Raw genomic sequence first — 12,971 nt, forward strand, 5'->3', positions numbered from 1 at the left:
TAAACCAACCAGACAGCAAGCCAACGCCTGAAGCAGAACTAAATCATGGGTATTCGCAACTACAAGCCAGTCACTCCCGGTCGTCGTGGCGCGAGCGTCAGCGACTTTGCCGAGTTGACGCCGGGCGCCAAGCCCGAGAAGTCGCTGCTGATCCCCAAGAAGCGAACCGGCGGTCGCAACAACCAAGGTGTGATTACCGCGCGACATCGCGGCGGCGGTCATAAGCGATTCATCCGCGTCATCGACTTCAAGCGTGACAAGGACGGCGTCGCGGCCCGTGTCGAATCGGTTCAATACGATCCGAACCGGACGGCCCGCGTGGCGTTGTTGCACTATGTCGATGGCGAGAAGCGGTACATCATCGCCCCGATCGGCCTGAAGGCCGGCGACGAGTTGATGAGCGGCCCCGACGCTCCGCCGTCGGTGGGCAATTGCTTGCCGCTGAGGAACATTCCGCTGGGCATGGAGATTCACTCCATTGAGCTGCAGCCGGGTCGCGGCGGCGTGCTGTGCCGTTCGGCCGGCGTGTCGGCGACGCTGGGCGCGCGTGACGCCAACTGGGCGCAGATCACTTTGCCCAGCGGTGAAGTCCGTCGCGTGCCGGCCGCCTGTCGCGCCACGATCGGCAGCACCAGCAACCCGGACCACATGAACATCGTGTTGGGCAAGGCCGGCCGCAAGCGCTGGATGGGCCGTCGCCCGCACGTCCGCGGCACCGCCATGAACCCGATCGACCACCCGCACGGTGGTGGTGAAGGTCGCACCAAGGGTGGTCGTCACCCGGTGAGCCCGACGGGCAAGAGCGCCAAGGGCGGATCGACGCGCAAGCCTCGCAAACCGTCGAACTCGGCGATCGTCCGTCGCCGCAAGTCGCGGCGTTACGGCCAGTTGAAGTTGCACACGTAAGAAGTTGCTAGCGGCTGGTTGCTAGTTGCTAGTCGGAAAAGACAAAGAAGTCAGCAGTAAAAAAGTCAGCAGTTCGCAGTAATTAACGGTTCAATCAGGAAGCCAACGGTATGGGAAGGTCGCTCAAGAAAGGTCCCTTCGTCACCCCGAAGTTGTACCTCAAGGTCGACAGGATGAACTCCACGGGGCGCAAAGAGGCGATCAAGACCTGGGCTCGGGCTTGCACGATTGTGCCCGAGTTCGTGGGCCACACGTTCATGGTGCATAACGGCAAGGCGCACGTGAAAGTGTTCGTCACCGAGGACATGGTCGGACACAAGTTGGGTGAGTTTTCGCCGACCCGCACCTTCCGCGGTCACGGCGGCACCAAGAAGTCCGACTCCGCCGCGGGTCCGGGTAAGTAAGCGATAGTCGCATAAAACAGAGAGCATTGATGTCGTCGTAACGCGAGCCACATCGCGGCGACGGTCGAGGGAAACATGTCATTCCAAGCCACGCATAAGCATGCCCGCATTAGCGCCCGCAAGGTCCGGCCGATTGCCGACCTGGTGCGGGGCAAGCACGCCGACGACGCGTTGAACGTGTTGCGTTATCAGCCCCAGCGCGGCGCCCGTCTGCTGGAAAAGGTGATTAAGAGCGCGCTGGGCAACGCCGAAGAGCAGCGTCACGCCAACGTGGCCAGCTTGATCGTCGTCGATGTCCGCATCGACGGCGGCCCGATGTTCAAGCGGATTCGCCCCCGCTCGCGCGGCCAGGCGTTTGGGATCTTGAAGCGGACCAGCCACATTTCGGTCACGCTCGACAGCCCGTTCGCCCAGCAGCAAGCGGCCACGGCAGAAGAGTAGAACGAAGGCAGAGTAGACGTTCGCAACCGCCAAGCCACGAAACACAAGTCGCCACTAACCGCAGCCAAGCAAGAGCCAAGCCTTATGGGCCAGAAAGTCAACCCAATCGCGTTCCGCACCGGCATCATGACCGGTTGGCAAAGCCGCTGGTTCGCTTCGAAGAAAGAGTTCAGCGAACTGCTGCTCGAGGACCACAAGATTCGCCGGTTCGTCAAGGATAAGTTCCGCCAGGCCGGCATTCCGCGGATCGAAATCGAGCGGACCCGCGATGAAGTCAAGGTGATCATGCACGCGGCTCGTCCCGGCGTGATTATCGGCCGCAAGGGCCAGGAAGTCGACCGGCTGCAAGGCGAGCTCCAGGCGCTGGTCGGCCGCCGCATCAACCTGAAGATCGAGGAAATCAACCGCCCGGCGATCGACGCCCAGTTGGTGGCCGAGAACATCGGCGAGCAACTGATCAAGCGGTCGAGCTTCCGCCGCACGATGAAGCGGGCCATCGACGAGACGATGGACGCCGGCGCGAAGGGGATCAAGATTCAACTGTCCGGTCGTTTGGCCGGATCGGAAATGGCGCGGTGCGAAAAGGCCGGCGCTGGCAGCATTCCGCTGTCGACGTTGCGGGCCAAGGTCGATTATGGCTTCCACGAAGCCATGACCGCGCAAGGCCACATCGGTATCAAGGTGTGGATCTATCAAGGCATGTACTACGAGGGTCAGAACGATGGCGCTGATGCCCAAGAGGGTCAAGCACCGAAAAAGCCAAAGAGGACGTATAAAAGGTGACGCGACGCGGGGTAACCGCGTGGTGTTCGGCGACTTTGGCTTGCAGACGATGCAGGGTGGTTGGATTCCGGCTCAGACGATTGAAGCCGGCCGCGTCAGTGCGCAGCAATATCTGCGCACGGAAGGGCGGCTGTACGTCCGCATTTTCCCGCACAAGAGCATCACCTCGATCCCCCTCGAGACGCGCATGGGCAAGGGAAAAGGCGAGCCGGAATACTGGGCCGCGGTCGTCCGGCCAGGCACGGTGCTGTACGAAGTGGGCGGGGTCAGCGAAGACGCGGCCCGGCTGTGCTTCCGCCGCTTGGCGCACAAGATGCCGGTGCCGGTGCGGTTTATCCGTCGGCGTCCGCTGTAAAACGCGACGAGCACTGCCAGTCCAAGACAATTGAAACATTGCGCAAGTAGATGACACAGTGCCCCCGGTCACTGGCCGGGGGCTAAAGCTGGTGAGACCATGAAAGCCAAAGAACTCCGCGAGATGAGCGACGAGCAACTGCATCTGACCGCCAAGGAGGCGGCCGAGACGCTGTTCCGGTTGCGGATCAAGCACCAGACCGAGCGGTTGGACGCACCGACCGAACTGCAAAAGAACCGCCGCTTGATCGCCAAGGTGAAGACCATTTTGAGCGAACGGGCCATCAAGGCCGCCGCCGCCAAGTAAACAGACACAAAACGCCTTAACGCTTTTACGTAAGACAGTACTGCCATGCCCAAGCGAACAGTCATTGGTGTTGTTACTCGCGATAAGAGCAAGAAGACTCGCCGGGTGGAAATTCCGCGGCTGGTGCGTCATGCCAAATACGGCAAGATTTTGCACCGCAAGACGGTCTGCCACATGCACGACGAGCAGGACGAGTCGCACATCGGCGACACCGTGGAGATTCGCGAGTGCCCGCCGCGCAGCGCCCTGAAGCGCTGGGAACTGGTCCGGGTGGTCGAGAAGAACCAGGCGGTCAATCTGGCGGCCATGAAGGCGGCCGAGGAATTGAAGTCGTAATAGTAGGGCCGGCGAGATTTACCAAGGCCGGGCGAGTGATCGCTGCCAGGTCAGCGGACACGCGAGCGATAGTGAAGGTGCAACCATGATTCAGATGCAAACCCGATTGGTCGTGGCCGACAACACCGGCGCCAAGGAAGTGATGTGCATCAAGGTGTTGGGCGGGTCGCGGCGGCGCGTGGCCGGACTGGGCGACGTGGTGATTTGCTGCGTCAAGTCGGTGATCGCCGGCAGCGAAATGAAGAAAGGCGCCGTGGTCCGCGGCGTGGTTGTCCGCTGCAAGGCGCCCACGCGTCGTGACGACGGCAGCTATGTGCGGTTCGACACCAACGCCCTGGTGCTGGTCGACAACGACCAGAACCCGCGCGGCACGCGCATCTTTGGCGCGGTGGCCCGCGAGCTGCGTGAAAAGAACTTTATGAAGATCGTCAGCCTGGCGGCGGAAGTGGTCTAACGGATCGGCGCCTTGGGTTGGCCCGAAGCGGATGTGAACGAGTAGGTGAGTGCAATGCATATTATCGTTGGCGACACAGTCGAAGTGATCACCGGTGAAGATCGGGGCGACGCCGACAAGCCCACGCGCGGCAAGGTGCTGCGGGTCGACCGCAAACGCCGCAAGGTGGTGGTCGAAGGCGTGAATCGCGTGCTCAAGCACATCAAGCGCAGCCAGAAGAACCCGCAGGGGGGCCGGCTGTCGAAGGAGATGCCAGTCGACGTCTCGAACGTGATGCTGGTCTCGCCATCGACGGGCAAGCCGACGAAAACCGGCGTCCGTGTCACCAAGGACGGCGTCCGCGAGCTGTACTGCAAGAGCTCGGGCACCACGATTCGCCGGCTGACGGCGCAAGTGGCCAAATAGCAACCAGTAACAAAACAAGTCCGCAGATGTGTCGGCCGCCTTGCGTTGGCCGACCCGCCGTCGCGAGCGGCAAGAACCGACGCTTAACTTTAGTCCGAACGTGAACAACTATGGCTGCCAAGGCTGCAACCAAATCGAAAAAAAGTCAGGCGGAAGAAGCTCCCCAGACGCCCGGCGAGCGCGTGATCCCGCGCTTGATGACGCGCTATGACAAGGAGATTCTCCCCGAGCTGGCCAAGAAGCTGGGCCGCGACAATCGCCACTCTTTGCCCAAGCTGGAAAAGATCGTGGTGAACATGGGTGTCGGCTCGGCGGTGACCGAGAAGAAGCACATCGAGGACGCCGTCGCGGCGCTGACCCAGATCACCGGCCAGAAGCCGTCGGTTCGGAAGGCTCGCAAGGCGATTTCGAACTTCCGCCTGCGGGAAGGCTTGGAAATCGGCGCCAAGGTGACCCTCCGCGGCACGCGGATGTACGAGTTCCTCGATCGTTTGGTCTCGCTGGCCCTGCCGCGAGTCCGCGACTTTCGCGGCTTGCCGCGCAACGCCTTCGACGGTCGGGGGAACTACAGCCTGGGCCTGTCCGAACAGTTGGTGTTTCCAGAGTTGAACCCCGACAAGTTCACCCGCCCGCAGGGCATGAACATCACGATGGTGATCTCGGGGCACAACGACGACGAGTCTCGCGAGATGTTGCGGTTGTTCGGCGTGCCGTTCAAGGCCGAAGGCGCCGCCGAAGAAGAAGCCAAGCAAAAGAAGAAGTAACGGCCGAAACGAAATCACAGGTCAGAACAGATCAGTTTGTCCCGTTCGCCGCCGTTGGCGGCGAGTGAGCATTTTTAGGTGACGAATGGCCAGTAAATCGAAGATCGCCAAGGCCAAGACCAAGCCGAAGTTCTCCACCCGCCAGGTCTCGCGCTGTCAATTGTGCGGCCGGCCGCGGGCGGTGTACCGCAAGTTCAAGCTGTGCCGGATTTGCCTGCGCAAGCTGGGCGACCAAGGCTTGATCCCCGGTCTGAAAAAAGCCAGTTGGTAATGGGAACGCCAAGACAGGAACTACGACGACAATGATGACCGACCCGATTGCCGACATGTTGACCCGGATTCGCAACGCCGTGCGCGTGGAAAAGCCGCACGTCGAGCTGCCGTTGTCCAAGGTCAAACGAGGCATGGCCGAAGTGTTGAAGCGCGAAGGTTTTATCTGGGACTTCGAGGAAGTCGAAGGCTCCGTGGCCAAGCAGTTGCGCTTGCACTTGAAATATGGTCCGAACGGCGAACGGCTGATTCGGCACGTCAAGCGGGTGAGCAAGCCCGGCCGCCGCGTGTATAGCGGCGTCGAATCGCTCCGCCCGGTCCTCAGCGGACAAGGGATCAAGATCATCAGCACCAGTCACGGCGTGGTCAGCGACCGCGAGGCGCGGCAGCGCCGATTGGGTGGCGAAGTGCTGTGCGAATTGTGGTAAGCATGCCGGATCGCGCCGCGGCGCGGTCGGTCGAATCGAATTAGCGAAGGCAACCGCCATGTCACGTATCGGCAAGAAACCGGTCAAGTTTCCCGCAGGCGTCAAGTTCAACGTCGCCGGCGACGTGCTGACCGTTGAAGGCAAGCTCGGCAAGCTCGACTTGAAGCTGCGCCCCGAGGTCACGTTCACCGTCAACGACTCGGCCAAGCAGGTGGAAATCGCCCGCAAGGTCGACAACCGCGAAAGCCGCGCCATGCACGGGCTGACCCGGGCCATGGTCGCCAACATGATCGTGGGTGTGACCGATGGGTACACCAAGAAGTTGGAAATCGTCGGCGTCGGCTACCTGGCCGCGATCCAGAAGAACACGCTGCAGTTGCGCGTCGGTTTTGCCAACGAAATCCATTTTGAGATTCCGGCCGGCCTGAAGGTCACTTGCCCCGATCAGACGCATGTCGTGATCAACGGCATCGACAAGCAGAAGGTCGGTCAGTTCGCCGCCGAAGTGCGGGCCGCCCGCAAGCCCGAACCATACAAGGGCAAGGGCGTCCGTTACGAAGGCGAAGTCGTCCGCCGCAAGGCTGGCAAGGCAGTTACGAAGTAAACAAGCAAACACGTCAGAGAACATTCGCAAGGCGTCACTTGCGGCGTGTCGCGCCGCCTGAGGCGTGCGGTTTAGCTGGTCAATCTCGAGGCTCCGGCCATGAATCACGAAAAAACCATTTATCGTCAACGGATGCGTCGCGGCTGGCGCGTGCGCAATCAAATCAAGCGCAACACCACCCGGCCGCGGTTGTGCGTGTTCCGCAGCCACAAGCACACCTACGCCCAAATCATCGACGATGCCGCGGGCACGACGCTGGTTGCGGCCAGCACGAACGAAAAAGACAGCAGCATCAAGTACGGCGGCAACAAGGACGCCGCCAAGGCGATTGGCCAGTTGATCGCCCAGCGCGCGATCGCCGCCGGCATCAAGGAAGTGGCCTTTGACCGAGGCGAGTACAAGTACCACGGCCGCATTGCCACCCTGGCCCAAGCCGCGCGTGAGTCAGGTTTGAGCTTTTAAGCCGACGGCGCAAGCGAAAGATCGCGCGCAAATCAAAGATAACAATCACGCACAATACAAAGCAGATTAACCCAACTTAGTCGGAGCAAACGCAGTGGCTGCTTCACGTGTATCAGGTGGCAGTGGTGGAGGCGACTCTCGCAAGCGCGATTCGAAGCGCGAGAACATGGCCGCCGCCCAGCGCGAAGGCAAGGGCGAGATCATGGAGAAGGTCGTCCGCATTCGCCGCTGCGCCGCGGTGGTGAAGGGTGGTCGCCGCTTCAGCTTTTCGGCCATGGTCGTCGTCGGCGACGGCAAGGGTCGCGTCGGCTGGGGTCACGGCAAGGCCAACGAAGTGCCGCCGAGCGTCGAAAAGGCCGTCAAGGACGGTTCGCGCCGTCTGATCACCGTGCCGATGAACGGCGCGACGATTCCCCACGTGATCGAAGGCCGCTATGGCTCGGCGCACGTGGTGCTGATTCCGGCCGCCCCGGGCACGGGCGTCAAGGCGGGGGCCAGCGTGCGTGCCGTCTGCGAAGCGGCTGGCATTCACGATATTTTGACCAAGAGCTTCGGCTCGCCCAATCCGGCCAACCTGGTCAAGGCCGCCATCTCGGCGTTGGAAAACCTGCGGACGCGAGCCGATGTTGAACGCTTGCGAGGAGTGAGCTTGTCATGAACCTGAGCGATATCAACCGTGGCATCAAGAAGCGCAAGAAGCTGACGCGCGTCGGTCGTGGTCCGGGCTCGGGCCAGGGCAAGACGTCGGGCCGCGGCCACAAGGGCCAAGGGCAACTCGCCGGCTGGGCCATGCACCCCAAGTTCGAGGGCGGCCAGATGCCCATGTCGCGCCGGATTCCGAAGCGCGGCTTCACGAATCAGTGGGCCCTGACGGTCTATGCCGTGAACGTGTCGGACCTGGACGCGACGTTCAACAACGGTGACGAAGTCACCCCGGCCGTGCTAGCAGAGCGCGACCTGGCCAAGGGACGTTTCGACCAGATCAAGATTCTGGGAGACGGCGAGCTGACCAAGAAGCTGAAGATTCACGCACACAAGTTCAGCGCCACGGCCCTGGAAAAGATCAAGCAAGCCGGCGGCGAAGCGATTGTGATCGCGGGTCCAAAGCCGGTCGTCAAGAACAAGATGAAGCGTCGCACGCCGCCGCAGCAGTAAGCACCGCCAGCGGCCTGGGTGGAAGCCGATTTTGGTAGGTCAGGTATCCCGTACCTGACATTCGTAGCCGGTGGTAAGCACCATTGTCAGGTACAGGGTACCTGACCTACGAAGCCTGGTTCCGCTTGGCCGCATCTGGCAATCGCGGTAAGCTGATGGCTTCATCGGCCTTAACACGTGGCGATCGAGGGGGCCGGCGCACTGGCGCCAACCCATGACCGCCACCCAGCCAGTACGGATGCGATTGCCATGTTCGAAAAAGTCCGCGTCATCTTCACCATTCCCGAGCTGCGCCAGAAGATTTTCCTGACGCTGCTGTTCCTGGCGATTTATCGCGTCGGCTCGCACGTGCCGTTGTTGATTGTCGACCCGGTGAAGATGAAGGACTTCTTCCAGTCCGACAGTGGCGGCCTCGGCAAGATGCTCGAGACCGTGGCCACCTTCGCCGCCACCGACTTGGACAACGCCACGATCTTCGGCCTGGGGATCATGCCGTACATCTCGGCGTCGATCATCTTTCAATTGCTGGGCACGGTCTGGAAGCCGCTCGAAGAGTTGCAGAAAGAAGGGGAAAGCGGCCGCAAGAAGATCAACGAATACACGCGGTATCTGACCGTGTTTCTCTGTTTGGGCCAGAGCTTGTGGTACGTGAACTTCCTGGTCGGCGACGGCGCGCCAGGCAAGACGATGATCCGGCCCCAGTTTCTGGACGGCGAGCACTTACGGCTGAGTTGGTATTTCTTTGCCGTCATCACGATGACCGCCGGCACCATCTTCCTGATGTGGCTGGGCGAGCAGATTGACGAGTTCGGCATTGGCAACGGCATCAGTCTGCTGATCATGGCCGGTATCTTGGCCCGCATGCCGAGCGTCTGGATCGGCAAGATCATCAAGCCGCTGATCACCGAAGGGTTGCAGTTGGGCACCTCGGGCCAAATGGGGATCGAGGTGCTGTTGGTGCTGATCGTGCTGTTCGTTGCCGTCGTGGTCGGCGTGGTGTTTATCACGCAAGGCCAGCGGCGCATTCCCACGCAAAGCGCCAAGCACGTCCGCGGCCGCCGCGTCTATGGCGGCAATCGTCAGTTCCTGCCGTTGCGGGTGAACCAGGCCGGCGTCATGCCGATCATTTTCGCTAGCAGCTTGTTGATGTTCCCGACCATGCTGTTCAAGTGGATGGCGGCCAACTGGGGCACCAAGCTGAACAACATGCTGGCCGACGCCTTTAGCTCGTACACGTCGTGGACGCACAACATCCTGTACGTGGCGATGATTTTCTTTTTCTGCTACTTCTGGACGGCCATCAGCTTCAATCCCAAGGACGTGTCGGAGAATCTGAAGAGCTACGGCGCGTTCATTCCCGGCTATCGCCCCGGCAAGCGGACGGCTGATTACCTGGAAAAGGTGATGGTCCGCATCACGTACGTCGGCGCCGGCTTCTTGTCGTTGGTGGCCATCGCGCCGATGTTGGTGTCGAGCAGTTTCCCGATGGTCGATGCGCAAATGGCCAGCTTCTACGGCGGCACCAGCTTGCTGATCGCCGTCAGCGTGGCCTTCGACCTGGTGCAAAAGATCGACAGCCACCTGGTGATGCGCAACTATCGCGGCCTGCTCGAAAAGGCGTAAGCGGCCAGCAGCGTGGATGACTTTCGTCCTTTGGCCGGCGGCGCTCGCGCGCCCCACGGCACATCGTCGCCGATTTGGTTTGCTATGCTCGGGCCGCCGGGTTCGGGCAAAGGAACCCAGGCCGCGCGCCTGGCCCGCTGGCTGAACGTGCCGCACTTGTCGACTGGCGAAATCTTGCGCCAGGCGATTCGCGACCGCACTCCGGCCGGCATCGCGGTTGAGCCGCTGGTCGAAACCGGCCAACTGTTTCCGGACCCCATCGTGCTGGCCGCCGTCGATGAGCAATTGGCTCGCCCCGAGTGCGCCCAGGGCGTATTATTCGATGGTTTCCCCCGCACGTTGCCCCAGGCCCGGGCGCTCGACGAGCGATTGGCCGCCGTTGGCGGGGCGTTGCGGCTGGTGATCGGGCTAACGGTTGACGACGACGAGTTGTGGCGTCGCGCGGCCGGTCGCGGTCGCGAGGATGACCTGCCCCGGGTGTTTACCGCTCGCTTGCAGGCATTCCGCCAGGAAACGGCGCCGGTCCTTGCACACTACCGCGAGCGAGGATTGCTTGAAACAATTGACGGCCAACGCTTGCCCGACGACGTTTTTCACGATATTAAGCAGATCGTCAGCCGCCGCCTCGATCTGGGAAAGTGACCTGGTGTGATTACGCTACGCTCGCCTCGTGAAATCGCTTGCATGCGCCGCGCCGGCCTCGTCGTCTGGGAGGCCCATCAAATCGCCGCGCGCCTGGTCCGTCCCGGCGCCACCACGGGCGAGATCGACGCCGCCATCGAGCGGTTCTTTGCCGAAAAGCATGCCGTCCCGTTGTTCAAGGGCGTGCCCGGCAAGGTTCCCTTCCCCGCGGTGACGTGTATCTCGGTCAACGAGGAAGTGGTCCACGGCATTCCTGGCCCGCGCAAGTTGGTCGAAGGGGACGTCGTCAGCATTGACACGGGTTGCAAGCTCGAAGGCTGGTGCGGCGACAGCGCGATCACGCACCCCGTGGGCCAGGTCCACCCGGAAGTGCAGCGGCTGCTGGACGTCACGCGCGGCACGCTGGAGTTGGCCATCGATCTGATGGGCAAGAAGCAGCGGTGGAGCGAAGTGGCCCGCGAAATGGACGCCTTCGTCAAAGACGCCGGCTTCTTCGTGGTCGAGAACTTCGTCGGCCACGGCATTGGTCGCGAGATGCACGAAGATCCGCAAGTGCCCAACTTTGTCAGCCCGCAATTGCGTCGCGGCGGCGATTTTGAATTGCGCACGGGACTGGTCGTCGCCGTCGAGCCGATGGTCAACATGGGGACCAAGAAAGTGAAGGGGCTGTCGGACCATTGGACGCAAGTGGCCGTCGATGGGCGTCCGAGCGCCCACTTCGAGCACACGATCGCGATCACCAAGGACGGCCCCGTGCCGCTGACGGCCGCGCCCGACCACCCTGCGTGCCAGCGACTGGCCGGCTAGAGCGGCAAAGCGCTTTCATCCGCCCGTTAGCCCCCGGTCAACGGCCGGGGGCATGCGCACGTCATTTCATTTCAGGGCCAAAGGCCCGTTCCATACCAGCCTGGGGCAACGCCCCAGGAGTCGCCCCGAACCGGTATTCCGTAAGGGCTGAAAGCCCGCTCCATCGAACCTGGTTTGCGCGCCACACCGGAAATGGGTCGGGCTTTCAGCCCTTAAGATTCCGATGCTTGCCCGAACGTGGGGCGTTGCCCCACGCTGGTATGGTGCCGCACCTTTGGTGCTTGGAATCCAGCGTTGTCCGACCTGACAAACTCCCGCTAGCAGGCGGCCCGGCAAACTTTGCCCAGTCCCGCTCCCCGGACGAGTGGCCACCGCCGCGGCTCCCCTGGATTTGCCAAAAATCTCGGTTTTCGAGGGCTTGTAGGGCGGGGGCTCGCGCCATTAGAATGACCCGCTTTCGACCAGGTTCCGTGCGCCATCCGGCAGCTTTTGTCGGGTGTTGATGCCGTCGTCGGTCGAGGGGTAAGTCGGTTACCCATATCGGATAGCGAAACAAGTTCCGTAATTGAAGACAGCCAACTGCCTCGGGCCATGCGCCGCGATCGGTTGGTGGGAGATTGATCGTGAAAGTTCGTGCCAGCGTGAAGCCCATCTGTGACAAGTGCAAGCTCGTCCGTCGCCGTGGCGTGGTGTTCGTGGTTTGTGAAAACCCGCGTCACAAGCAGCGTCAGGGTTGATTGCCTGTGGGGTGTTAACTGCCCGTGGGGTGTTAATCGCCTTTGGGGTGACGAGTCGGTTGCCGATTCGCGGTTCCGCTTCCTAGAAACCAAGTCAAAACAACTTCGTCGTCGCAGCCGCGTGGTCGAGTGAACATCGCTCGGCTCGCCGCTCAGCAAGGATCAAGTCATGCCGCGTTTGATGGGTGTTGATATTCCCGCCGACAAGCCGACCTGGATTTCGCTCCAGTACCTGTACGGCGTCGGTCCCATGGTGGCGCGCGAGCTGTGTGTGAAGGCGGGTGTCGATCCGCAGCGCCACGCTCGCGAAATGCACGAAGACGAAGTCGCGCGGATGGCGGCCTTGCTCGACAAGGACTATGTCGTCGAAGGTCAGTTGCGCCGCCAGGTGGGGCAGAACATCGCCCGGCTCAAGGATATTGGCAGCTATCGGGGCTCGCGTCATCGTCGCGGGCTGCCGGTGCGTGGCCAGCGCACGCGGACCAACGCCCGCACGCGCAAGGGCCCCAAGAAGACGGTCGCCGGCAAGAAGGGCGTCAAAGACATGAAGTAACGGCGCTATGAAGTATTCGCGACTGGCCAACTCGTCAGTCGCCGCCGTGGCTTGATCGAAATCGGTTTCGTTTTGTGAGCGAGGTTTTCCGTGGGTGTTGCAGCAGCAGCTAGTAAGCGTCGCAAGGTCCGCCGCAATGTGACCTTGGCCGTCGTCCACATCAAGGCGACGTTCAATAACACGTCGGTCACGATTACCGACACCAAGGGCGACACGCTCTGTTGGGCCAGCGGCGGCACCAGCGGCTTCAAGGGGAGCCGCAAGAGCACGCCGTTCGCCGGCCAGTGCGCCGCGCAGCAAGCCGCCGAGAAGGCCAGCAAGTTTGGCGTCAAGGAAGTTGAAGTCCGGGTAAAGGGGCCGGGTTCGGGTCGCGAAAGTGCGATCACCGCGCTGCAAGCCGCCGGCCTGACCGTGAAGTCGATCGAAGACGTCACGCCGCTGCCGCACAACGGCTGCCGCCCGCCGAAGAAGCGCCGCGTGTAGCAACGGTCGCGAGCGATTCATTCGCTCGCGGCTTCCCGCCGGCCTTCGCATTT

The 12,971-nt window shown here is 61.9% G+C and carries 22 protein-coding genes; all 22 read left to right on the forward strand.

Annotation, left to right across the window (positions count from 1 at the left end; all coding sequences use genetic code 11):
• Positions 1-45 precede the first annotated feature (45 nt).
• The gene (gene rplB, locus JSS27_19435) at positions 46-906 is read left to right on the forward strand and encodes a 50S ribosomal protein L2 (protein ID MBS0211124.1); all 861 of its coding nucleotides are present in this window, start codon (positions 46-48) and stop codon (positions 904-906) included.
• Between the two features lie 110 nt (positions 907-1,016).
• Complete coding sequence (gene rpsS / locus JSS27_19440; protein ID MBS0211125.1) at positions 1,017-1,310, forward strand: 30S ribosomal protein S19; 294 nt, start codon at positions 1,017-1,019, stop codon at positions 1,308-1,310.
• A gap of 75 nt (positions 1,311-1,385) precedes the next feature.
• Entirely contained in the window at positions 1,386-1,751 is a 366-nt protein-coding gene (gene rplV, locus JSS27_19445) for a 50S ribosomal protein L22 (protein MBS0211126.1), read from the forward strand.
• Positions 1,752-1,835: 84 nt separating this feature from the next.
• Complete coding sequence (gene rpsC / locus JSS27_19450) at positions 1,836-2,534, forward strand: 30S ribosomal protein S3 (GenBank protein MBS0211127.1); 699 nt, start codon at positions 1,836-1,838, stop codon at positions 2,532-2,534.
• Entirely contained in the window at positions 2,473-2,889 is a 417-nt protein-coding gene (gene rplP / locus JSS27_19455) for a 50S ribosomal protein L16 (protein MBS0211128.1), read from the forward strand. Before rpsC ends, rplP begins: the two co-directional genes overlap by 62 nt.
• Positions 2,890-2,988: 99 nt before the next feature.
• On the forward strand, positions 2,989-3,195 hold the full coding sequence (gene rpmC, locus JSS27_19460) for a 50S ribosomal protein L29 (GenBank protein MBS0211129.1): 207 nt from the start codon (positions 2,989-2,991) through the stop codon (positions 3,193-3,195).
• Positions 3,196-3,240: 45 nt separating this feature from the next.
• Positions 3,241-3,531, forward strand: a complete 291-nt coding sequence (gene rpsQ / locus JSS27_19465; protein ID MBS0211130.1) for a 30S ribosomal protein S17 — start codon at positions 3,241-3,243, stop codon at positions 3,529-3,531.
• Positions 3,532-3,616: 85 nt separating this feature from the next.
• A complete protein-coding gene (gene rplN / locus JSS27_19470) occupies positions 3,617-3,985 on the forward strand; it encodes a 50S ribosomal protein L14 (GenBank protein ID MBS0211131.1) in 369 nt (122 codons plus the stop codon).
• 54 nt (positions 3,986-4,039) lie between these two features.
• The gene (gene rplX, locus JSS27_19475; protein ID MBS0211132.1) at positions 4,040-4,390 is read left to right on the forward strand and encodes a 50S ribosomal protein L24; all 351 of its coding nucleotides are present in this window, start codon (positions 4,040-4,042) and stop codon (positions 4,388-4,390) included.
• A 185-nt stretch (positions 4,391-4,575) separates the two neighbouring features.
• Positions 4,576-5,154, forward strand: a complete 579-nt coding sequence (rplE, locus tag JSS27_19480; protein ID MBS0211133.1) for a 50S ribosomal protein L5 — start codon at positions 4,576-4,578, stop codon at positions 5,152-5,154.
• Between the two features lie 85 nt (positions 5,155-5,239).
• Positions 5,240-5,425, forward strand: coding sequence for a type Z 30S ribosomal protein S14 (locus tag JSS27_19485; protein MBS0211134.1), 186 nt, complete (start codon positions 5,240-5,242; stop codon positions 5,423-5,425).
• A gap of 31 nt (positions 5,426-5,456) precedes the next feature.
• Positions 5,457-5,852 carry a 30S ribosomal protein S8 gene (gene rpsH / locus JSS27_19490; GenBank protein MBS0211135.1) on the forward strand — a complete coding sequence of 132 codons (396 nt, stop codon included), beginning with the start codon at positions 5,457-5,459 and terminating at the stop codon, positions 5,850-5,852.
• Positions 5,853-5,910: 58 nt separating this feature from the next.
• Positions 5,911-6,456 (forward strand): 50S ribosomal protein L6, encoded by a 546-nt coding sequence (gene rplF / locus JSS27_19495; protein MBS0211136.1) that lies wholly within the window; start codon positions 5,911-5,913, stop codon positions 6,454-6,456.
• A 99-nt stretch (positions 6,457-6,555) separates the two neighbouring features.
• Positions 6,556-6,918, forward strand: a complete 363-nt coding sequence (rplR, locus tag JSS27_19500) for a 50S ribosomal protein L18 (GenBank protein MBS0211137.1) — start codon at positions 6,556-6,558, stop codon at positions 6,916-6,918.
• Positions 6,919-7,084: 166 nt separating this feature from the next.
• Positions 7,085-7,576: a 30S ribosomal protein S5 gene (gene rpsE / locus JSS27_19505; GenBank protein ID MBS0211138.1), complete on the forward strand. Its 492-nt coding sequence runs from the start codon at positions 7,085-7,087 to the stop codon at positions 7,574-7,576.
• The gene (gene rplO, locus JSS27_19510) at positions 7,573-8,073 is read left to right on the forward strand and encodes a 50S ribosomal protein L15 (protein MBS0211139.1); all 501 of its coding nucleotides are present in this window, start codon (positions 7,573-7,575) and stop codon (positions 8,071-8,073) included. Before rpsE ends, rplO begins: the two co-directional genes overlap by 4 nt.
• A 249-nt stretch (positions 8,074-8,322) precedes the next feature.
• Positions 8,323-9,696: a preprotein translocase subunit SecY gene (gene secY / locus JSS27_19515; protein MBS0211140.1), complete on the forward strand. Its 1,374-nt coding sequence runs from the start codon at positions 8,323-8,325 to the stop codon at positions 9,694-9,696.
• Positions 9,697-9,708: 12 nt separating this feature from the next.
• On the forward strand, positions 9,709-10,338 hold the full coding sequence (locus JSS27_19520; GenBank protein ID MBS0211141.1) for an adenylate kinase: 630 nt from the start codon (positions 9,709-9,711) through the stop codon (positions 10,336-10,338).
• Positions 10,339-10,344: 6 nt separating this feature from the next.
• Positions 10,345-11,145 (forward strand): type I methionyl aminopeptidase, encoded by an 801-nt coding sequence (gene map / locus JSS27_19525; protein MBS0211142.1) that lies wholly within the window; start codon positions 10,345-10,347, stop codon positions 11,143-11,145.
• A 623-nt stretch (positions 11,146-11,768) separates the two neighbouring features.
• On the forward strand, positions 11,769-11,882 hold the full coding sequence (gene rpmJ, locus JSS27_19530; GenBank protein MBS0211143.1) for a 50S ribosomal protein L36: 114 nt from the start codon (positions 11,769-11,771) through the stop codon (positions 11,880-11,882).
• Between the two features lie 169 nt (positions 11,883-12,051).
• Positions 12,052-12,435: a 30S ribosomal protein S13 gene (gene rpsM, locus JSS27_19535; GenBank protein MBS0211144.1), complete on the forward strand. Its 384-nt coding sequence runs from the start codon at positions 12,052-12,054 to the stop codon at positions 12,433-12,435.
• Between the two features lie 90 nt (positions 12,436-12,525).
• Complete coding sequence (rpsK, locus tag JSS27_19540; GenBank protein MBS0211145.1) at positions 12,526-12,918, forward strand: 30S ribosomal protein S11; 393 nt, start codon at positions 12,526-12,528, stop codon at positions 12,916-12,918.
• Positions 12,919-12,971 lie beyond the last annotated feature (53 nt).

This window comes from Planctomycetota bacterium (assembly GCA_018242585.1).
Lineage (GTDB): Bacteria > Planctomycetota > Planctomycetia > Pirellulales > PNKZ01 > JAFEBQ01.